Source organism: Pseudogemmobacter sp. W21_MBD1_M6, assembly GCF_052119585.1.
GTDB lineage: Bacteria > Pseudomonadota > Alphaproteobacteria > Rhodobacterales > Rhodobacteraceae > JBGQOJ01.
Genome location: NZ_JBGQOJ010000001.1, coordinates 737,340 through 756,377 on the forward strand (window position 1 = coordinate 737,340; position 19,038 = coordinate 756,377).

Sequence of the window (19,038 nt, forward strand, 5' to 3'; positions counted from 1 at the left end):
CTCCTGCGGACTGCTTGCAACCCTTCGGGTGTCGCATTGAACCGTCCGATTTGCAACGTCCCTCGATTTTGACCGGGCATAGTATGGATTGCGGCGAACCCGTCGGGCATGACATATAGACGGCAAAGCCAGAACGAGGACGATGTGACCAATTTTCTGTATCAGAACGACCTGCCCGATGACCTTGATCTTGGCCCTGTCGTCGCTATCGATTGCGAAACCATGGGTCTGAACCCGCACCGTGACCGCCTGTGTCTGGTGCAGATGTCTTGCGGCGACGGTCATGCGCATATGGTTCAGGTCGCAAAGGGCCAGACACAGGCGCCGAATCTTTGCCGCATGCTGGCCGATCCCGATGTTCTGAAACTGTTTCACTTCGGCCGTTTCGACATCGCCGCGATGTGCAATGCCTTCGGCACGGTCACGACCCCCGTCTATTGCACAAAAATCGCGTCAAAGATGATCCGCACCTATACAGACCGGCACGGGCTTAAAAACCTGCTGGAAGAACTACTGAAGGTCGACATATCGAAGTATCAGCAAAGCAGCGATTGGGGTGCCAAGACCCTGACGCAGGCGCAACTCGACTATGCCGCCTCTGACGTTCTTTACCTGCACAGGCTGCGCAAAGAGCTGAACATCCGGCTGGAGCGCGAAGGCCGCATGGCGCTTGCCCAGTCCTGCTTCGACTTCCTGCCAACCCGCGCCCTGCTTGACCTCGAAGGCTGGCCGGAAATCGACATTTTTTCTCATTGATCCGCACCAGAAGGCCAGACATGACCAACACTTCGTTCCTGGAAACAGGCCGCGCCGTCATCAACCAAGAGGCGCAGGCACTGACGCGTCTTGCCGAAACGCTGGGCGAAGGTTTTGCCGAGGCGGTGCAGCTGTTGCTGGATGCCAAGGGGCGCGTGATTATCTCTGGCATGGGGAAATCCGGCCATATCGCGCGGAAGATCGCGGCAACTCTGGCCTCCACCGGCACGCCCGCACATTTCGTTCACCCCGCCGAGGCAAGCCATGGTGATCTGGGCATGATGGCGCAGGGCGATGTAACGCTGATGCTGTCCAACTCGGGCGAGACACCGGAACTCGCCGATATGATCGCCTATACCCGCAGGTTCAACATACCGCTGATCGGCGTCGCCAGCCGCAAGGACAGCACACTGATCCGCCAGTCCGACGTCGCACTGATTTTACCCCAGTTTCCAGAGGCCTGCGGGACGGGCGTTGTCCCCACAACCTCCACGACGATGACGCTGGCCCTTGGCGATGCGCTTGCCGTTGCCCTGATGACCCACCGCAAATTCACGCCCGAAAAATTCCGTGATTTCCATCCCGGCGGCAAACTGGGTGCGCAATTGTCCAAGGTCCGCGACCTGATGCACAGCGGCGACAGCCTGCCTGTTGTCACCACAGGCAGCCCGATGAGCGAGGTTCTGCTGACCATCAGCCAAAAGGGCTTTGGCGTGGTTGGCGTGACGGATACGGATGGTAAACTGTCAGGTATCGTGACCGACGGCGATTTGCGTCGGCATATGGATGGCCTTTTGTCGTTGACTGCGGAACAGGTAATGACACCAGATCCCCGCACCATCGGCCCCGACTCTCTGGCCGAGGTGGCGGTTGCACTGATGAACGAGCGAAAGATCACCTGTCTGTTTGTGGTAGAGCCGAAAGGCAGCAAGCTGGCCATCGGCATTCTGCACATCCACGATTGCCTGCGCGCGGGCGTCGTTTAGCGGATGGCGAAATATGACAACGGATATTCGCGGTTTGTGGCTTGGGTAAAGATCATCCTGCCACTGGTCGCGCTTGGCCTGTTGTCTACGATGTTCCTACTGTCACGCAAGGTCGATCAATCCGACGTGATCCCCTTTTCTACTGTCGACGTGGACCAGATTGCGCGGGAACAACGCATCGGATCGCCCAGATACTCGGGTGTCACGCTGGACGGCGCGGCAGTCTCTGTCGGGGCGGACACGGCAAAGCCTGATCCAGACAATTCCCAGATCGTGACCGGCACAAAGATGACTGCAAGGATCCAGACCAAAGAGGGCGTCGAATTCGACCTCAAGGCGCTGAACGGCATCATAAATACCAGCATCGAATCCATCACCCTGCAAGGCGATGTGGAAATGCTGACATCCACCGGTTACGTCATCCAGACTGACGGAATCAATGCAAAGCTGGGCGTCGGATCATTGACCAGCAACAGTTCCGTCAGCGCGACAGGGCCATTGGGCACACTTGACGCGGGCTCTATGTCGCTGACGACGATAACGGGAACAGACGGCGAGTATCTTCTTGTTTTCAAGGACGGCGTGAAGCTGGTATACGATCCGAAAGAATAAAGGAAACCACTGTGCTTGATCCTCGCGCTTATATTTTGGCCGCCATACTGCTGGCAGCGCCGGGTGCAGGTAATGCACAGGGAACCGCAATCGAATTTGGCGGCCTCCAGCAGGACCCCACAGCCCCGATAGAGGTTGTCGCGGACCAGCTTCAGGTCAACCAAACCGACGGAACAGCGATTTTCACCGGAAATGTCGTGATCGGGCAGGGAGAAATGCGTCTTTCCGCCGCCGAGGTGCTTGTGGTCTACGCCAAGGCCGTCGAGGGCGGCGACCAGGGCAAAATCTCGCGGATGGAAGCGACAGGCGGCGTGACGATCGTGAACGGAACCGACGCGGCCGAGGCAGAAAAAGCCAGCTATTCGGTGGAAGATGGCCTGATCTACATGACGGGCGATGTCCTGCTGATGCAGGGCGAAAATGCGCTTACGTCCGAGAAAATGCGCATCGACCTTACGAATGGCGCCGCGATCATGGAAGGGCGCGTGAAAACCGTTCTTCAGTCGGGCGGAAACTGATGTCGCCCAAACCCGAATTGACCCTGTCCGAAGGCGACGTCGGCCTTCGGGTCGTCAACCTGCGCAAAAGCTATCGCAAACGTCCCGTGATCCGCGACGTCAGTCTGTATCTGGGCCGCGGCGAAGTCGTTGCCCTTCTTGGTCCGAACGGGTCAGGGAAAACGACCTGCTTTTATTCGATTGCCGGCCTCGTGTCGCCCGAAGGCGGGCAGGTCGTGATAGACGGGCGTGACGTGTCCCGCCTTCCGATGTATCGCCGCGCAAAGCTGGGGATCGGATATCTTCCCCAAGAAGTGTCGATCTTTCGGGGCATGAACGTCGAGGACAACATCGCCTCGATCCTCGAGATTGCCGTTCCGGACCGACACAAGCGCCGCGAGCGGCTTGAAGAATTGCTGTCCGAATTTTCCATCGGCCACCTGCGGCGTGCCTCTGCGCTTGCCCTGTCAGGAGGCGAGCGCCGTCGCGTCGAGATTGCGCGCTGTCTGGCCGCAGACCCCAAATATGTCCTGTTGGACGAACCTTTTGCCGGCGTGGACCCCATTGCCGTCGGCGAGATCCGATCGCTTGTGGCCGACCTGAAAACGCGCGGCATCGGGGTTCTGATTACCGATCACAACGTCCGCGAAACGCTGGAGATCGTCGACAGGGCCTATATCCTGCACGATGGAACCGTCCTGATGAGCGGAACAACCGACGAGGTCGTTCAAGACGAAAACGTGCGCCGCGTTTACCTTGGGCAAGGCTTCAGAATTTCTTGATAATTCAAGCACCTATGCGCCGAAAAACCACTGAGATTGCCGCCGGGGCACGCCAGAAATCGTCATAGAATTGCGACTTCCAGTTGACATCATACCGGGATTCGACGCCAAATACAAAGAATGGAAAACGACATTCTCATCGTTCGAGCGGTGGAAATCACTACCCGCTCCCCGCGCGCCCGGTGCCTCCGGACTGCACAAAGAACATCAAAGTTTATTCCGGCCTTAAGCTTGCATGTTGCAGGATACACAGGCTTTCCACTCCAGACCCTTAGGGAGGTATGATGCGATACCAGATCAGCGGACGACAAATAGATATTGGCGAAGCTCTGCAAACGCATGTGAAGGATCAGCTTGGTACGGTCATGGCGAAATATGCCGGACGTCCAACCGAGGCTGTGATCATCTTTTCCCGTAACGCGCATGAATATGTGTGCGAGGCGACTGTGCATCTTTCCACCGGCTTGACCGCGCAGGCAAAAGCGCACGCCACGGAAATTTACGCCGCATTCGATTCCTGCGCCGACAAAATGGAAAAGCAATTGCGCCGCTACAAGCGCCGGTTGAAGGACCACCACAAAGACCGGTCACAGCCTGTTGAACTTTCGGGCGCTTCCTCGTATATCCTCGCCGCAAGCGAAGGAATGGAAGAGTCGGACAGCGATACGCTTCAACCCATGATCATCGCAGAGATGGAGACAAAGATACCGTCCATCTCTGTCGGCGAAGCGGTCATGCAGATGGAGATCGGTGGCGCACCGCTTCTTGTGTTCCGGAACGAAAGACATAGCGGTGTGAATGTCGTATACCGTCGCGAAGACGGAAATATCGGCTGGATCGATCCGCGCAATACGAATTAACGACCACGCTGATGGTCGAAAGCGAAAGCAGAGGCCAATGGAACTTTCGAGCATTCTAAAGCCCGACGCGATTAAAGTCATAAGCAATGTGACCAGCAAAAAACGTCTCTTCCAGGAACTGGGAGAGATGGCTGCCCACTGCTACGGAATCAACTCGACAGCCGCAATCGAGGCGCTGTTGGAACGTGAAAGTCTGGGCCCGACGGGAGTAGGTCACGGGATTGCCCTGCCCCACGCCAGAATAGAGGGGTTGGACAATGTTGTCGGGGCCTTCGTCCGGATCGAGAAGCCTCTGGATTTCGATTCTGTTGACCGTTTGCCGGTCGATCTGGTTTTTGCTTTATTCGCGCCCCTGAATTCTGGCGTAGAGCACCTGAAAGCGCTGGCTCTGGTGTCTCGCACCATGCGGAATGCCGCGATTTGCGCAAAGCTACGCGCGAACAACGAACCCGCGACACTGCACGCCGTTTTGACAGACGCGGCAACATCGCAAGCAGCCTAGGCCCAGCGGTTAAATCCCAACATGACATAGTCGCGCTGGTAAACATCGCGCACGGCATCCTCGATTTCTGCGTCATAGAAATGCGCCAGCTCAAATGGATGGCCCGTGGGGACATCCCGCAATTCAGGCGATGCGACCCCGACGTCATGCGCCAGATACGCCAACCCCTCTACCAGCGCATCTTCGCGAAGAACCACATCTGCCGGCGCAAAATTGCCCATACCCTGAAGAACCTGCACCTGATGTGACCATGCGGCATCCACGCGGATATTGGTCTGCCCAGCCAAATTCGCCTTTATGAACGACAGGAAGGCCAGAAAGGCCGCGCGGTGCTGTGCCAGATCATAATCCTCGCCCACGGCTCCGTCGGGAATCGGCAAATCATGTGCACGCCGCAACGTCGCCCGTATCTCGGCAAAGGATCCGGGGCCTGTGTTCAGGATCTGATCGCAAAAAACCGCATGCGCACGCGGGACCGGATGTCTTAGAACGGTAAACCGACGGTGTCCGGGCGATTTGCGCATCCATTGGCGCAGGGTCGCCTGCGTGAAATTGCCCAAAGGCGCTGCCCCCTGCCCGACCTCGGACAACCAGCGATGCACTTGCGCCTCAGGGCCCCCTTTGACCGGCAAGAAAAGCAGCGGCGCCCCCGCCGCCGCAACATATGTCGGAACGGCTGCCCCCCTGCGTGGCTCGAAATTCGGCGTCCGCCCCAGATCGAAATGATCGACGCGCGCCAATGCGGTCTGCATCTCGGCAAAGTTCAAAACCTTGTCTTCCAAGGCTGCCGGATTCTGTTTCTTCAGCTTGGTCGAAGCCGTTTCCAGTTGATGTGTTTCACCCAGATACTTGGCAAGGCCGTTGAGGACCGCGACATCCTGAATATCTTCGTAGGCGACATAGAACGCCGTCTGACCCGTTGTTTGCAGCCCCTGCAGCAACCGCAGTTGAAACCGTTGCAACTGCGCCAGGTGCCCCTGGAACTCCTCGGCATCAAACCGGATCTGCGCCGATTTCTGGTGCTTCATGTTGGTCAGCTTCCACTGACCTGTCGCCGCCGCGATCTTCCACGATACATAGCTTTCGACCGGATTGCGCGTCAGAATGATTTTTGCGCACCGCGGATCGGTCAACAACTGATCCAGAACGCGCGGATCATGGTCGTGGAAAAACCGGAAACCGGGCAATCCTTTCGTGTTGGCCTTCAACACAGACAGCAACCGCACTGGATCGGCATCACGCATGGCCTGTGTAAAGCCGTGGATATCGGTCGTGTTGGGATACCCCATGAAGTGCGGATTATACGCCTCGCCGTGACATTTCAGCCCCGGAAATTGATTGATGTTTTCCTCAAGAAAATTGGAACCCGTCCGCATTTCAGCAAAGACGACAAAGCAATCAAAACGTCGGGTCATAAAATATTACTTCACCAGATAGGGTTTACGCCGCTTCGTCTGTGGCAATTGCAGGTCTGATTCAACCGGGAAATCACCCATCAAATGCGGATGCATACCCTGATTTTTCAAATTCTGCAGGAATTGACCAAAGCCCTTAAGGTCGACCATTTTCGGGGCCTCGGTCAGGCGCCTGAATGTCTTGGGCGCGATTTCATCCATGATAATCTGAAGCGGCTCCATCGGGGCCTCGATAAAGTCCGCCATGCTCCATATCCGGATTCGCGCCTTGGTATAGGGCGACCGCAGAATATCAAGATGGCTGCTTTCAACCTTCTGGTAATAGGCCGCAGCCTTGCGCACCTCAGAGAAATTCTGGTTCCACTTGAAAAGCGACACGGCCCATGCGCCCGTGATCACAGAGATCTGCGCATTCGGGTCCATCGCCATGAACCAGTTGATGTCCTGATTGTCCTTCGGCCCGAACTGAAAGCACTGGCGCTCGCCGCGCGTGTTCCAGATCAGGTTCGACAGGAACACCTTGGGGTCATAGTCGCGCTGCTTCGCGCTATCCGACAACCCCCCGCTGTAAACGGACTGGCGGCCCGCGAACTCTACCTTTTCCGGAGCGAACAAATGCCCGTGCACACGAGAACCGGCAGCCTTTGCCAACCAGGGCTCGAAGTTCTCGAAGATATCGCTGAACCCTTCAAAAACCGAATAGGGTGCGCAGGTCTTGCCATTCTCCCACCCGTCCCTGGGATAACGGCTTTGCATATAAAGCCCGGCACGCCCGCGCGTCCGACGCTCTAGCGCCTTCGCGAAAATGCGGTCAATTTTCCCCGGATTCGGCTCTGTGTTGTTAAGCGAACCATCCGGCCCTGCCAGAAATGTTTCGTACAGTTTGTTGGCCTGCGGCCAGATTTTGCGCGCGACAAAGCAATCCGATCGGCGCAAGAGCTGTAGATGGTCGTCGTAGAAAATATGTGGCTTTCCCTGAAAATCGAACTTTGACAGCGTCAAAGAGCGACTTTCAACATTGGTCGAATACATCCGAACCAATGTCTGGAAATAGGATTCATCGGGAATCCAGACTCTTTTGAAATAGGCATCGTACATCGGCCTGTCCTGGTCTTCCAGAATCGCCGACAGCGTCTGCCGCGTCAGGCACCACCATTGAGAGCCAAGATGTGGAACGATGCCTTTCGGTATCTTCCGCCGGAACCGGACCATACGTTGCAAGGCGACATAGCGGTCAAAGAGATTTCTGTTCTTCTTCCATGAAAACGGAAACCGCAGCGTAAAGCGTTCCGCATCCAGCCCGCCGACCGTCCATGGAACATCGTCGGTGGTCGCACTTTCGATGAAATCCGTGCGCGGGCGGGCCTCAAGATAACTGACCATCTCGTGGACCGGGCGCAGCGGCAAACAAGAGCCGGACGACAAAAAGACATGGCCGACATCAGGAAAGCCCGCCAACATAAGCTCTGAGGCCGCTTGCGCCGCAGCCACCAAAGACCAGGTTCCCCATTCACATTTGAACCGCGTCGAGAATTTGACGTTTGCAAGGTCTGACAGGGATTTGGCAAAAGCGTTATATTGATCCCGAGGCACCCGCCGATCCACATGGATCACAACAGGGCACCCATGCGTCTCCCAATGCCGCGCAACCTGTGCTGCGCGATCCAGGTCCGCATGGACAAGCATGACAATCCCGATCGTCAAAACATCCCCTTCACGCCCAGTTTCCCTTGGACATTAGCCCCAAAATCTCTAGTTGGCGCCAGTTTATATATTTCTCTGACCATTTGCACCAAAGATCGGGGTCGCTTTTCAGTGTCGCATGGTAATTCTTGTATTCATGGCTATTGGCATAGTGCTGCCCGCGATCCAGTTCTTCTGCCGATTTTGCCGCAAAGGTATCCAGAAACTTTGCGTGCAAAAGACAGCCAGACGCCTTTTCCCCGCCCCATTCGTCATAAACCTGATTCAGACCGCGCGGCAAAAGCATATGGGTTGAACTGACATAGGCATAACTGCGGTCCCATTTTACCAACGGGATTTTATTCAGGGCCGGTGCGCGTTCAGGCTCGTCCGCAAAGAAGACGCGCGACCTTGGGCCACCCTGTATCCACAGGTTCCCGAAGCTTGCGTTCCTTTGGATGGTGTAGTTGCCGCTGTCGAACCAGGATGCAATCTCAAGCGGATCCTGGCCTGACCTGTAGGGCACATCGTCCAGCCGCCCCTTGGGATACATATCCAACAGCATCGCGCTGAACGACTTGATCGAGGACGCATCCAGCCAGTCCGTCAGCGCGCGAATGGAACGCGTATCACAAAATGGATAAACAAGAAATTCATCCACATCCACCACAAGGCTCCAATGGCCATGCGCATGCTTCATCTGAAGGTAGTTCAGCCAGTCAACGCCAAAGCGCGACCGCTTGTAGCTGTGGTTAGTCGTGAACAGCGACACATCCGGCTGGTCCGCCAAAAACTCTCTCGACCCGTCGTCAGAGCCGTTATCAACCATCACAAAATGGGTTACACCCTTTTCGCGGTAATAACGCAGGAAATAAGACAGCCGGACCTTTTCATTGCGCAGCGTCGAAAACACAAGAATATCATCGCGTTTGATCTGGCTGGTCCGATCATTGACCGCCGTCAATTCGCGACGCTTGCGTAACGCACGAATGCGCCATCGTTTCCGCTGAATTCTCAGACGATATGAAGTTAAAAGGCCCAATATACTCCCAACTCACGACACGCGGATGTCATGCGGATATCACGTCATCTTTAAGAGCAGGTTGAAATGGTTTTCCCATGTCGGAAGATCAGGCGCAGATCGCGCTTTCAGGTCCGGTTGTTTCACTGCTCGCTTTTTTTTCGCAAAGTCTCTTACGATTGTCTCCCAAAGATACCTGTCGTTTACCTCTGCGTAAACGGGGATATTCCCTAATATCTCCCTGTAAACACAAAGATCACCGCAAATAACGGGCACGCCCGCTGCAACGGCCTCTATCGGAGGCAGGCCAAAGCCCTCGGCAAAGCTTGGAAACAGCGCCCCGGCAGCCCCCGAAAGCAAGGCCGCAACAGCCGCGTCGGGCAGATTGGGCACCTCGAAAACCGTTCGCCCCATAAAGGGCAGGGTATCAAGCCTGTGGAACACATCCTCGTTATTCCACCCCCGCTTACCAAGGATGAACAGCCGTGGAATATCCGCAGGGGCCATCGTGGCCTCGAAGGTGGTCCAGACATCAAGAAGCAGCGCATGGTTCTTTCGCGGCTCTATCGTTCCGACATAGACGAAATAGGGTCTGTCCAAGGGCAATTCGGGCGGGATCAGTGCCGCATTCGCCGACATCACCTCTATCCCCAGATGCGCCGTAATGCCTTCGGGAATGGTCCCGTGATGCCCGAACCAGCGCTCTGCGTCGCGTCGGGTTTCCTTTGAATTATAAATCACCAGGTCGGCGTATCGTGCCGTTGCCTGCATCTTTTGCCGGAATTCTTCCGTGACGCCCGCACGCGTGAATTCGGGGTAATCCAATGGGATGGTATCATGGATCATCACAGAGATCTGACCACCGGGGATTGCCCGGACAGCGGCCAGCACCTCTTCATTCAGGTTGCTATGCCCAACACTGATATACCGCGTCCCCGCTGGCACAGCCCGCTTCAGCATCCCGCCAAGGCGCCAATGGGTAGACCGGGCAACGGCGCGCTTGCGCAGCGCATGGGTGACCTTCCATTTGGGATCGCGCAGAAACCTGAACCATCCGGTGGCAGGGCGTTCACCGCATTCACCAAGCGCGTCTTGCAATACAGCGCCCGCTGTCCGGTCCAGCAACAGAAACCCGAAACTGGTTCGCGCCAACAGGAACAAAGGCTCTGTTTCGGCCAAGAAGGCCCTTAAATACGCAAATTCTACCCGGTCCACACCGGTCATCCGCCCACGTCCAACGCCCGACAACAGCCGCGTCACATCAAGAATACGCGCTGCGGCGCTACCCGTCATAGTGACCGGATTGGTGCCAGCGCCACGCATCGGCGATCATCACCTCCAGCGTTGATCTATGTGGCACCCAGCCCAGCTCTTGCTCGGCGCGGACGCTTCCTGATACCAGTTTGGTGCAATCTCCGGCCCGCCGCTCGCCCTCGACAAAGGGCACCGCGCGGTTGGTCACGATGCGACTGTGGTCCATCACCTCGCGCACCGAAAACCCCTTGCCCGTCCCAAGGTTGAACACCCGGCTCGGCTTGCCGTTTTCCAGCCACTTCAGGCCCAGAACATGCGCATCGACCAGATCCATCACATGGACATAGTCGCGAATACATGTGCCGTCAGGGGTGTCATAATCTGTGCCAAACACCGTCAAGGCCGGTCGCTTCCCCTCAATCGCATCCAGCATTAACGGCACCAGATGCGTTTCCGGTTGGTGAAACTCTCCGACCTCGCCGTCGGGGTCGGCACCGGCCACATTGAAATACCGAAAGATCACATGCCGCAATCCGTGGCTTTGGCCAAAATTAACCAGAATATCCTCAATCGCCCGCTTGGATGCGCCATAGGCATTAATCGGCGCCTGAACACAGCTTTCGTCAAGCAACACATTGTCCTGCTCGCCGTAGGTCGCACAAGTTGATGAAAAGACAAAGTTCAGACACCCCGCCTCGACCGCAGCTTCGATCAAGGTCAGCGACCCCATGACATTGTTGCGCCAGTATTTCCCCGGCTGCTGCATGCTTTCGCCAACCTGACTAAGCGCTGCAAAATGCATCACCGCCACCGGTTCATACACCGCAAACATATCGTCCAGCCACGCGCGATCCAGCAAATCGCCTTTTTCCAGCGGGCCAAACTTAACGGCCTCGACCCAGCCTGTCACAAGACTGTCCAGGGTAACCGGCGTAAACCCCGCCATTTTCAATGCTTTACAGGCGTGCGAACCAATATAGCCCGCCCCGCCTGTCACCAATACATTCGCCAAGTGTCACCCGCCTGTTGCTATTCAGCCGCCTTCTGAACGGACATCATATCGCGCAAATATGCGCCAAATTCCTCGCGCAGATCTTCGCGACCCAGACCGAACGCAACGGTCGCCTGCAAGAAACCCGCCTTCGATCCGCAGTCGAAACGCTGCCCACGAAAGCGATAGCCATACACCGGACGCTCTGCCGCGATTTCCTCGGCGATGGCATCGGTCAACTGGATCTCGCCACCAGCACCACCCTTCATCCGGTTCAAATTCTGCAAAACCTTGGGTGTCAGAATATAGCGGCCAATCACTGCAAGATTGGATGGCGCAGTTCCGGCGGTAGGCTTTTCCACCATGCCCTTCACTGAAACCATCGCCCCCATGTCGTCCTTCACATCCAGAACACCATACGAAGACGCCTTTTCCGGCGGAACCTCCATCGCGGCAACCATACAGCCGCCCGTTTCCTGATAGGCCTCCAGCATCTGCTGCAAGCACGGTTTTTCAGCCGCAATCACATCATCGGGCAGGATCACCGCAAACGGCTCGTTGCCGATCATCCGCCGCGCGCACCACACCGCATGGCCAAGCCCCAGCGCCTTGTGCTGGCGCAGATAGGCGATTGCGCCGCTGTCCATGTTTGTCGATCTCAGCATTTCCAGCAGCTCGTCTTTACCGCTTTTGCGCAGCGAACTCTCCAGTTCGGGCGCGCAGTCGAAATAATCCTCAAGCGCGCTTTTCCCGCGCGAGGTAACAAAAATGAATTCCTTGATACCGGCGGCACGCGCCTCATCAATCGCATATTGAATCAACGGCCGGTCGACCAGGGTCATGATCTCTTTGGGGATTGATTTCGTCGCGGGCAAAAACCGGGTGCCAAGCCCTGCCACCGGGAAAATTGCCTTCGTTACTTTACGCTTCATTACAAATCCTCGGTGCAAAACATTTCACAACACAACACCCATATGGCCACTGCATTTCATGTCGACCGCTCGTTTATAGCCGTCGCCATCCCTTTGTTAGGAGAATATCTCAAATTTTTCCCCTCGCCATTCGTTCTTTACGACCAATCAGCAATCAGTTTCCATCGTTGTTTTCCTGCAACCTGCGCACCGCGCCCACCCGCGCAATTTCGGCTGCAAGCCGCGCGCGAAAACCGCAGAGTCGAAACATCGGCTGCGATCGGTCAGATCGGCCAAACAAACCGCCACGCTGCTCCCAGTATCCGTCAGGGTGAAACCGGACACTGTGGAACAACGCCGTATGACTAAAGATGAAAACAGAGACTAAATCACCGCGATTTACCCTTTCTGCGGCGGTTTTCCGCAGCGCCCGCCTTTGCCAGATGCGTCCCGCCACAACAATCGACGCGCCCGTCGCCCCTGTCCAGTTGAACCGCAGGAACGCGGGCGGCGCACCGGAAAGGGCGGTCAGCGGGGCAAGCGGCCTCTTTTCACCTTCGGAAAACCCGCTCTCAAGACCGGCAAGTATTCGCCGAACGTCGCGCGGCTCCAGCCGTCCATCGACCATGTATCGCACAAGGCGCCTGCGCTGGGTGCTTCGAAATACGGCAAACGCCGCATCGCGTTGATCCGGCGCCGCATGTTTGCGCAGGAATGCGGCAAAACTTGCGCCGATCTCGAACAGATCACGCGGCGCGCGGTTTTCGCGGCGAAACCTATTGGCCGCAAAGCCGTGATGCACCTCTGCCAAAGGCACAATGGCCGTCTTGTGTCGCGCCGCGGCCAACCGAAGATTGACGTCCGTTTCATCCAGATAGAACCGGAAAACAGGGTCAAACCCGCCGATCAGGGCCAGAACAGAACGGCGGAATGCACAATTCGTCCCTTCTGTCTTTATGCCGGAACCGGGCTGGCCCGTGACAACCGTCGCGCCATCGGCCCCGACATCCAGCGGCACCGACGCACCCGTCCCATCGACGCCTTGCGCCCGCCATTGATAGGAAATGCCGTTTCGGCCCCGAACGTAACCGCCTGCGGCCATCACCTCGGGGTCAACAAAGGGCGCGACCAGATACGACAGCCAGGTCGGCTCCGGCACAGCGTCATCATCAAGGAATGCAACAACATCACCCGCAGCAGTCTTGATCCCCGCGTTGCGCGCGGCAGAGATATTGGCCTCGTCAAATGGAACCAGCTTTATCCGCCCGCCAAGCCCCGCATCAATAGCCGCAGCAATACCCTTGGGGTCGGCGACCAGCACAATCTCGAATGACGGATACAATAGTTGCGCGGTCCCGGTCAGACAGCGCGTCAATGCGGCGGGCCTATCCCGACTGACAATGACAACGCTGACCGGGATCGTAGGCGTCACTCGGCCCCCATTTCCGCTAGCATAGTCTCTAGTTTCGGCACATCCTCGGGGTTGTTCAGCTCCCAGAACTGGCGCCCGCGCGCCTCGACCTCGACGCATAGAACCGGGCGCTCCTGTTCCAGAAACCGCAACTGTTCCAACCCTTCAAGCCGCTCCAACGGGCCGGTGGGCCAGCGAGGATAAGCCGCCAGCGCAGAGGGCCTGTAGGCATAGACCCCGACATGGTGGAAAACCGGCGTTTCGGCATCATCGGCATAGGGCTTTCCCGTGTACGGAATCACCTCTTTCGAGAAATACAGCGCCTTTCGGTCCTGCCCGAAAACAGCCGTTGTTCCTCCCACGCGCCCGGCGCGGCGGTCCGACAGAAACCCGTTCAACGCCCGCCCGTCGCAGCGCAGAACCGGCGTCGCCACCTCGGCGGTAGAATGCGACCGCAGCCCCTCGATCAACTCTTCGACAAACCATGGTGGCGTCAGCGGTGCATCGCCCTGAAGGTTCACGATGATATCGAAGCCGCCGCCCAGCGCATCGAACGCTTCTGCGCAACGCTCTGTGCCATTGGCGCAGGTTTCCGATGTCATGACGACCTCTGCGCCGAACGCCTCGGCGGCATCCTTGATCCGCAGATCGTCGGTTGCCACGACAACACGGTCGGCGCCACGCACCTGCATGGCGGCATCCCAGGACCGACGGATCAGGCTTTTCGACTCGCCCGTGGCACCAGTCAATTCAACAAGCGGTTTGCCGGGGTAGCGGGTAGAGGCAAATCGGGCAGGGATGGCGATAAGAACAGGCATCAGGCCTCCTTCAGGGCAACGCCCGGTGCATAGGCGATAAAGAACGGGTTGTCGTACCCCTCTTTGCCATAAGTCAAAGGCATGTGATTATCGAAGCGCACCACATGGCCGCCCGCGCCGCGCAACACGGCATCACCGGCGGCGGTATCCCATTCCATCGTGCGGCCAAGCCGCGGATAAAGGTCCGCCTCGCCCGTCGCGACGAGACAAAACTTCAGCGAAGATCCCGCACTGGTCATGTCCTTGACGTTATATTTCCCGATGTAGTCATCCGTCGCCTGATCGCGGTGCGACTTCGATGCGACGACCATCAGCGCGCCGTTGTCCGGCATCGCCACGGCCATCCGGGCAGTCGTCCCGATCCGATTTTTGTCCAGATCGCCCGTCTCCTCGACTGAGGCGCCACCGGCATCCGTATAGAACAGCCGGCCCCGTGCAGGGGCATAAACCACGCCACGCAGCGGAACGCCGTTCTCGACATAGGCGATATTCACCGTGAAATCGCCGCGCCGCTGCACAAACTCTTTGGTGCCGTCCAACGGGTCCACAATGATAAAGTTCGGTGCCTGCAAACGATGCGATGCCGCCTGCTCTTCGGTAATCAGCACCACATCGGGAAATGCGGCCTTCAGGCCCTGGGTGATCAGCGCATCGGCCGCTTCGTCGGCTGCGGTCACGGGGCTATCATCGGACTTGGACCGGACGTCGAAATCATCAGAGGTATAAATCTCCATGATTTTGTCCCCTGCTTCCAGTGCAAGGCGGCGAAATACCGTCGTCATTTTCTCGAAGTCCAAACCAATTCTCCCGGTACGCTGCAAGATGTTCATGCAGTCATTGAAAAAAACCCAGTTGTTCATTATCATCTGCTACGAACGGAACGGCAAGATTTCCGTCGTAAAAAGCCGTCATTCGAATAGAGTCAGGTGTCGCAGGCCATGTTTCAAAGAACTCCTCGGGTGTCAGGCATCTATGCCGCCGCAAGTCTGGCGGAACTGATTTATCACAGCACCGTCAGAAGCATCCGCAAAAGCAGCGGCAATGCGTTTGTGGGGCTGTTGATGAACGTCAGTCAGACCATCGTTCTGGTTATCACCTTCTATGTCATGTTTACGGTTCTGGGCCTTCGGGGCAACGCGATCCGTGGCGATTTCCTGCTTTACATCATGACTGGCATCTTTCTGTTCATGACACACTCAAAGGCACTGGGGGCCGTCATGGGGTCAGAGGGACCGACCTCGGCGATGATGAAACACGCCCCGATGAACACGGTCATAGCCATATCCTCTGCCGCGCTTGGCTGCCTTTACACACAGCTTTTGTCGGTCTTTGTTGTGCTGTTCCTGTATCACGTCGCCTGGACGCCCGTTCATATCGAAGACCCGATCGGGGCGATCGGCATGATCTTGCTGTCATGGTTCACGGGCGTCGCAATCGGCATGGTCTTTCTTGCCGCAAAGCCCTGGGCTCCGGGCTTTTTCGGTCTCGCCGCCAGCATTTATTCGCGCGCCAACATGATCGCCTCTGGCAAAATGTTTCTTGCGAACACCCTGCCGCACTGGATGCTTGTCATGTTCGACTGGAATCCCCTGTTCCACACAATTGATCAGGCCCGGGGGTTCACCTTTATCAATTACAATCCCCACTACAGCTCTGTCTCCTATCCGGTCTACGTCGGCATCACGCTGTTGATGATCGGGCTGATGGGCGAATTCTTTACGCGCAAACATGTCTCGCTCAGCTGGACTGCGGGGCAATAGATCAAACCGCAACCCTTAGCGTCAGGTTGATCCGCCCGCCCTTCGGCAATAGCTGCGACGAGGCAAATCGTGTCCTGTCAATCCCGTGATAGGCCAGCCTTGCGTCGCCGCCCATGACAACCACATCGCCTGACCCAAGCCAAAGAGACTCTGTCGTGCCGCCCCGCGTCACATTTCCCACACGAAACAGCGCGTCATCCCCCAGGGAAATGGAAACCACGGGCCAACGGAAATCCGCCTCGTCCTTGTCCTGATGCAGACCCATGCGCGCGCCCTCGCCGTAGTAATTGACCAGACAGCAGTCGGGGTCGCGGTCCACACCCGAAACCATCCGCCACACATCAAGCACCGGCTTCGGGATCGGCGGCCAGGCCGTGCCGTTCGGATGGTGCGTCGTATAACGATAGCCGGTTCTATCCGCATGCCAGCCAACGCGCCCCGCCGAGGTCATCCGCACACTCATCGGCTTGCCGTAGGGTGTCTGCGGCGAAAATAAAGGCGCTGCGGCAACGACATCACGCAGGCATTCGACAATCCTCGCTTGCCCCGCCGGATCAATCGCGCCTTTGAAAACGGAAAATCCGCGGATCAGCATATCGGGTCTTTTCGGCAATTCCGGCATATCTGCCCCCAAATAATCCAAAATGATTCAATTTTTATGACCAAAATCCCCCCTTGTTCCCCGAAGGGCGACTTGCAGGCCGCATACCCTCTCCTTATATACCCCAAGAAGCTGGAAAGGGGCGATGCCCCTGACCTTTTTGGGATTGGGTGAGGGGTGCCGTTTATGGGCCCTTTGCCTACAACATCGCCTAAGCAAGAGGGTTTTAAGCATGGCTAAAGTCATTGGCATTGACCTGGGGACCACGAACTCCTGTGTCGCAATCATGGACGGCTCGCAGCCGCGGGTTATCGAAAACGCCGAAGGTGCGCGCACGACGCCGTCGATCGTCGCGTTCAAGGACGGGGAACGTCTGGTCGGTCAACCGGCCAAGCGTCAGGCCGTCACCAACGCCGAAAATACTATTTTCGCAGTAAAACGCCTGATTGGTCGTCGGTATGACGATGCCGATCTGGCAAAAGACAAAAAGAACCTGCCGTTCGAATTGGTCAACGGTGGCAATGGCGATGCGTGGGTTCAGGCATCGGGCGAGAAATACAGCCCCAGCCAGATTTCTGCCTTTATCCTGCAAAAGATGAAAGAAACCGCCGAAAGCTATCTTGGCGAAGAAGTGACACAGGCCGTTATCACGGTGCCTGCCTACTTCAACGACGCACAGCGTCAGGCAACGAAAGACGCGGGCAAGATCGCCGGCCTCGAAGTGCTTCGTATTATCAACGAGCCGACAGCCGCTGCGCTTGCCTATGGCCTGGACAAGAAAGAAACCAAAACCATCGCGGTCTATGACCTTGGCGGCGGCACGTTCGACGTGACCATCCTTGAAATCGACGACGGCCTGTTCGAGGTGAAATCCACCAACGGCGACACCTTCCTCGGTGGCGAAGATTTCGACATGCGCATCGTCAACTATCTGGCCGACGAGTTCAAAAAAGAGAACGGCGTCGATCTGACCAAAGACAAGATGGCCCTTCAGCGTCTGAAAGAAGCCGCTGAAAAAGCCAAGATCGAGCTGTCGTCGGCCAACCAGACCGAAATCAACCAGCCGTTCATCTCAATGGATAGCAAATCCGGTCAACCTCTTCACCTGGTGATGAAGCTGACCCGCGCAAAGCTGGAAAGCCTTGTTGCAGACCTGATCAGGGCCTCGATGAAGCCTTGCGCTGCCGCGTTGAAGGACGCCGGCCTGAAGGTAGGTGACATCGACGAAATCGTTCTGGTCGGCGGGATGACCCGTATGCCGCGCGTCGTCGAAGAGGTGACAAAGTTCTTCGGCAAAGAACCGCACAAGGGTGTGAACCCTGACGAAGTTGTTGCCCTTGGCGCGGCCATTCAGGCCGGCGTTCTTCAGGGCGACGTCAAAGACGTGGTTCTGCTGGACGTGACTCCGCTGTCGTTGGGCATCGAAACGCTGGGTGGCGTGTTCACCCGCCTGATCGACCGAAACACAACGATCCCGACCAAGAAATCACAGATATTCTCGACGGCCGAAGATAACCAGAATGCCGTGACGATCCGGTGTTTCCAGGGCGAGCGCGAGATGGCGCAGGACAACAAGATGCTGGGCCAGTTCAATCTGGAAGACATCCCACCCGCACCGCGCGGCATGCCCCAGATCGAGGTCAGCTTCAACATCGACGCCAACGGCATCGTAGAGGTCAGCGCCAAAGACAAAGGCACAGGCAAGGAGCACCAGATCACCATTCAGGCATCCGGCGGCTTGTCCGATGCGGACATCGAAAAGATGGTACGCGACGCGGAAGAGAACGCAGAGGCCGACAAGGATCGCAAGGAGCTGGTCGAAGCCAAAAACCAGGCTGAAAGCCTGATTCACTCGACCCGCAAATCGATGGAAGAGTATTCCGACAAGGTTGACGCCTCGACCATCGAAGCGATTGATCTGGCCATCGGCGCCCTTGAAGAGACCATGGAAACCAATGATGCCAGCAAGATCAAAAGCGGCATTCAGAACGTGACCGAGGCCGCCATGAAGCTTGGCGAAGCCATCTACAAGGCAAGCCAGGATGACGAGGGCGGCGCCGACGAGCCGCGCGGTGTTGACGACGATATCGTCGATGCCGACTTCGAAGATCTGGGCGACGACACGCGCCGTTAAAAGCGTTCGGAAATAATGTGGTCGGCGCAGGTTTTCCCCTGTGC

Annotated in this window: 19 protein-coding genes; 9 read left to right on the forward strand and 10 right to left on the reverse strand. The window is 57.0% G+C overall.

Translation table 11 applies throughout. The features are described 5' to 3' along the window. Nucleotides 1-144 precede the first annotated feature (144 nt). From ACEN2R_RS03520 to ACEN2R_RS03550, 7 genes are all read left to right on the forward strand, one after another. Nucleotides 145-756: a ribonuclease D gene (locus ACEN2R_RS03520; protein ID WP_442039497.1), complete on the forward strand. Its 612-nt coding sequence runs from the start codon at nt 145-147 to the stop codon at nt 754-756. A 20-nt stretch (nt 757-776) separates the two neighbouring features. Next, nucleotides 777-1,742 carry a KpsF/GutQ family sugar-phosphate isomerase gene (locus tag ACEN2R_RS03525; RefSeq protein ID WP_442039232.1) on the forward strand — a complete coding sequence of 322 codons (966 nt, stop codon included), beginning with the start codon at nt 777-779 and terminating at the stop codon, nt 1,740-1,742. Nucleotides 1,743-1,745: 3 nt separating this feature from the next. Then, nucleotides 1,746-2,354, forward strand: a complete 609-nt coding sequence (locus tag ACEN2R_RS03530; RefSeq protein ID WP_442039234.1) for a hypothetical protein — start codon at nt 1,746-1,748, stop codon at nt 2,352-2,354. 11 nt (nt 2,355-2,365) lie between these two features. After that, nucleotides 2,366-2,872, forward strand: a complete 507-nt coding sequence (locus ACEN2R_RS03535) for an LptA/OstA family protein (RefSeq protein ID WP_442039236.1) — start codon at nt 2,366-2,368, stop codon at nt 2,870-2,872. Continuing rightward, entirely contained in the window at nt 2,872-3,633 is a 762-nt protein-coding gene (lptB, locus tag ACEN2R_RS03540) for an LPS export ABC transporter ATP-binding protein (protein ID WP_442039238.1), read from the forward strand. The genes ACEN2R_RS03535 and lptB overlap by 1 nt, the downstream gene beginning before the upstream one ends. A gap of 284 nt (nt 3,634-3,917) precedes the next feature. Further along, on the forward strand, nt 3,918-4,493 hold the full coding sequence (gene hpf, locus ACEN2R_RS03545; protein ID WP_442039499.1) for a ribosome hibernation-promoting factor, HPF/YfiA family: 576 nt from the start codon (nt 3,918-3,920) through the stop codon (nt 4,491-4,493). A gap of 37 nt (nt 4,494-4,530) precedes the next feature. After that, nucleotides 4,531-4,995: a PTS sugar transporter subunit IIA gene (locus tag ACEN2R_RS03550; protein WP_442039240.1), complete on the forward strand. Its 465-nt coding sequence runs from the start codon at nt 4,531-4,533 to the stop codon at nt 4,993-4,995. Here the strand turns inward: ACEN2R_RS03550 and ACEN2R_RS03555 are convergent. The 9 genes from ACEN2R_RS03555 to cysQ all read right to left on the reverse strand — a co-directional run bounded on the left by ACEN2R_RS03555 (nt 4,992) and on the right by cysQ (nt 15,281). Further along, nucleotides 4,992-6,410, reverse strand: coding sequence for a nodulation protein NodH (locus ACEN2R_RS03555; protein ID WP_442039242.1), 1,419 nt, complete (start codon nt 6,408-6,410; stop codon nt 4,992-4,994). The two genes, ACEN2R_RS03550 and ACEN2R_RS03555, sit on opposite strands and share 4 nt — an antisense overlap. A 6-nt stretch (nt 6,411-6,416) precedes the next feature. Further along, nucleotides 6,417-8,114 carry a DUF5927 domain-containing protein gene (locus tag ACEN2R_RS03560; RefSeq protein ID WP_442039243.1) on the reverse strand — a complete coding sequence of 566 codons (1,698 nt, stop codon included), beginning with the start codon at nt 8,112-8,114 and terminating at the stop codon, nt 6,417-6,419. Between the two features lie 10 nt (nt 8,115-8,124). Further along, nucleotides 8,125-9,135 (reverse strand): glycosyltransferase family 2 protein, encoded by a 1,011-nt coding sequence (locus tag ACEN2R_RS03565; protein ID WP_442039245.1) that lies wholly within the window; start codon nt 9,133-9,135, stop codon nt 8,125-8,127. Nucleotides 9,136-9,174: 39 nt separating this feature from the next. Beyond that, nucleotides 9,175-10,437, reverse strand: coding sequence for a glycosyltransferase family 4 protein (locus ACEN2R_RS03570; RefSeq protein WP_442039247.1), 1,263 nt, complete (start codon nt 10,435-10,437; stop codon nt 9,175-9,177). Next, nucleotides 10,397-11,380 carry a UDP-glucose 4-epimerase GalE gene (gene galE, locus ACEN2R_RS03575; protein WP_442039249.1) on the reverse strand — a complete coding sequence of 328 codons (984 nt, stop codon included), beginning with the start codon at nt 11,378-11,380 and terminating at the stop codon, nt 10,397-10,399. Before galE ends, ACEN2R_RS03570 begins: the two co-directional genes overlap by 41 nt. A 17-nt stretch (nt 11,381-11,397) precedes the next feature. Then, a complete protein-coding gene (gene galU, locus ACEN2R_RS03580) occupies nt 11,398-12,291 on the reverse strand; it encodes a UTP--glucose-1-phosphate uridylyltransferase GalU (RefSeq protein WP_442039250.1) in 894 nt (297 codons plus the stop codon). A 154-nt stretch (nt 12,292-12,445) separates the two neighbouring features. Next, a complete protein-coding gene (locus ACEN2R_RS03585) occupies nt 12,446-13,702 on the reverse strand; it encodes a glycosyltransferase family 2 protein (RefSeq protein WP_442039251.1) in 1,257 nt (418 codons plus the stop codon). Next, on the reverse strand, nt 13,699-14,499 hold the full coding sequence (locus ACEN2R_RS03590; RefSeq protein WP_442039253.1) for a 3-deoxy-manno-octulosonate cytidylyltransferase family protein: 801 nt from the start codon (nt 14,497-14,499) through the stop codon (nt 13,699-13,701). Before ACEN2R_RS03590 ends, ACEN2R_RS03585 begins: the two co-directional genes overlap by 4 nt. Next, entirely contained in the window at nt 14,499-15,281 is a 783-nt protein-coding gene (gene cysQ / locus ACEN2R_RS03595) for a 3'(2'),5'-bisphosphate nucleotidase CysQ (RefSeq protein WP_442039255.1), read from the reverse strand. The genes ACEN2R_RS03590 and cysQ overlap by 1 nt, the downstream gene beginning before the upstream one ends. A gap of 156 nt (nt 15,282-15,437) precedes the next feature. Between cysQ and ACEN2R_RS03600 the strand changes: the two genes are divergently transcribed. After that, nucleotides 15,438-16,259 carry an ABC transporter permease gene (locus ACEN2R_RS03600; RefSeq protein ID WP_442039256.1) on the forward strand — a complete coding sequence of 274 codons (822 nt, stop codon included), beginning with the start codon at nt 15,438-15,440 and terminating at the stop codon, nt 16,257-16,259. A 1-nt stretch (nt 16,260) separates the two neighbouring features. On the opposite strand, the gene ACEN2R_RS03605 is transcribed toward ACEN2R_RS03600, so the two are convergent. After that, a complete protein-coding gene (locus tag ACEN2R_RS03605; RefSeq protein WP_442039258.1) occupies nt 16,261-16,881 on the reverse strand; it encodes an alpha-ketoglutarate-dependent dioxygenase AlkB family protein in 621 nt (206 codons plus the stop codon). Between the two features lie 211 nt (nt 16,882-17,092). Between ACEN2R_RS03605 and dnaK the strand changes: the two genes are divergently transcribed. Further along, nucleotides 17,093-18,994 carry a molecular chaperone DnaK gene (dnaK, locus tag ACEN2R_RS03610; protein WP_442039259.1) on the forward strand — a complete coding sequence of 634 codons (1,902 nt, stop codon included), beginning with the start codon at nt 17,093-17,095 and terminating at the stop codon, nt 18,992-18,994. Nucleotides 18,995-19,038 lie beyond the last annotated feature (44 nt).

What these genes read in the sequence shown, in the direction of transcription:
- ACEN2R_RS03525 (WP_442039232.1), top strand. Translation starts at nt 777, where the DNA reads ATGACCAACACTTCGTTCCTGGAAACAGGCCGCGCCGTCATCAACCAA.
- ACEN2R_RS03530 (WP_442039234.1), top strand. Translation starts at nt 1,746, where the DNA reads ATGGCGAAATATGACAACGGATATTCGCGGTTTGTGGCTTGGGTAAAG.
- lptB (WP_442039238.1), top strand. Translation starts at nt 2,872, where the DNA reads ATGTCGCCCAAACCCGAATTGACCCTGTCCGAAGGCGACGTCGGCCTT.
- hpf (WP_442039499.1), top strand. Translation starts at nt 3,918, where the DNA reads ATGCGATACCAGATCAGCGGACGACAAATAGATATTGGCGAAGCTCTG.
- ACEN2R_RS03550 (WP_442039240.1), top strand. Translation starts at nt 4,531, where the DNA reads ATGGAACTTTCGAGCATTCTAAAGCCCGACGCGATTAAAGTCATAAGC.
- ACEN2R_RS03555 (WP_442039242.1), bottom strand. Translation starts at nt 6,410, where the DNA reads ATGACCCGACGTTTTGATTGCTTTGTCGTCTTTGCTGAAATGCGGACG.
- ACEN2R_RS03570 (WP_442039247.1), bottom strand. Translation starts at nt 10,437, where the DNA reads ATGCGTGGCGCTGGCACCAATCCGGTCACTATGACGGGTAGCGCCGCA.
- galU (WP_442039250.1), bottom strand. Translation starts at nt 12,291, where the DNA reads ATGAAGCGTAAAGTAACGAAGGCAATTTTCCCGGTGGCAGGGCTTGGC.
- ACEN2R_RS03590 (WP_442039253.1), bottom strand. Translation starts at nt 14,499, where the DNA reads ATGCCTGTTCTTATCGCCATCCCTGCCCGATTTGCCTCTACCCGCTAC.
- cysQ (WP_442039255.1), bottom strand. Translation starts at nt 15,281, where the DNA reads ATGACGACGGTATTTCGCCGCCTTGCACTGGAAGCAGGGGACAAAATC.
- ACEN2R_RS03600 (WP_442039256.1), top strand. Translation starts at nt 15,438, where the DNA reads ATGTTTCAAAGAACTCCTCGGGTGTCAGGCATCTATGCCGCCGCAAGT.
- ACEN2R_RS03605 (WP_442039258.1), bottom strand. Translation starts at nt 16,881, where the DNA reads ATGCCGGAATTGCCGAAAAGACCCGATATGCTGATCCGCGGATTTTCC.
- dnaK (WP_442039259.1), top strand. Translation starts at nt 17,093, where the DNA reads ATGGCTAAAGTCATTGGCATTGACCTGGGGACCACGAACTCCTGTGTC.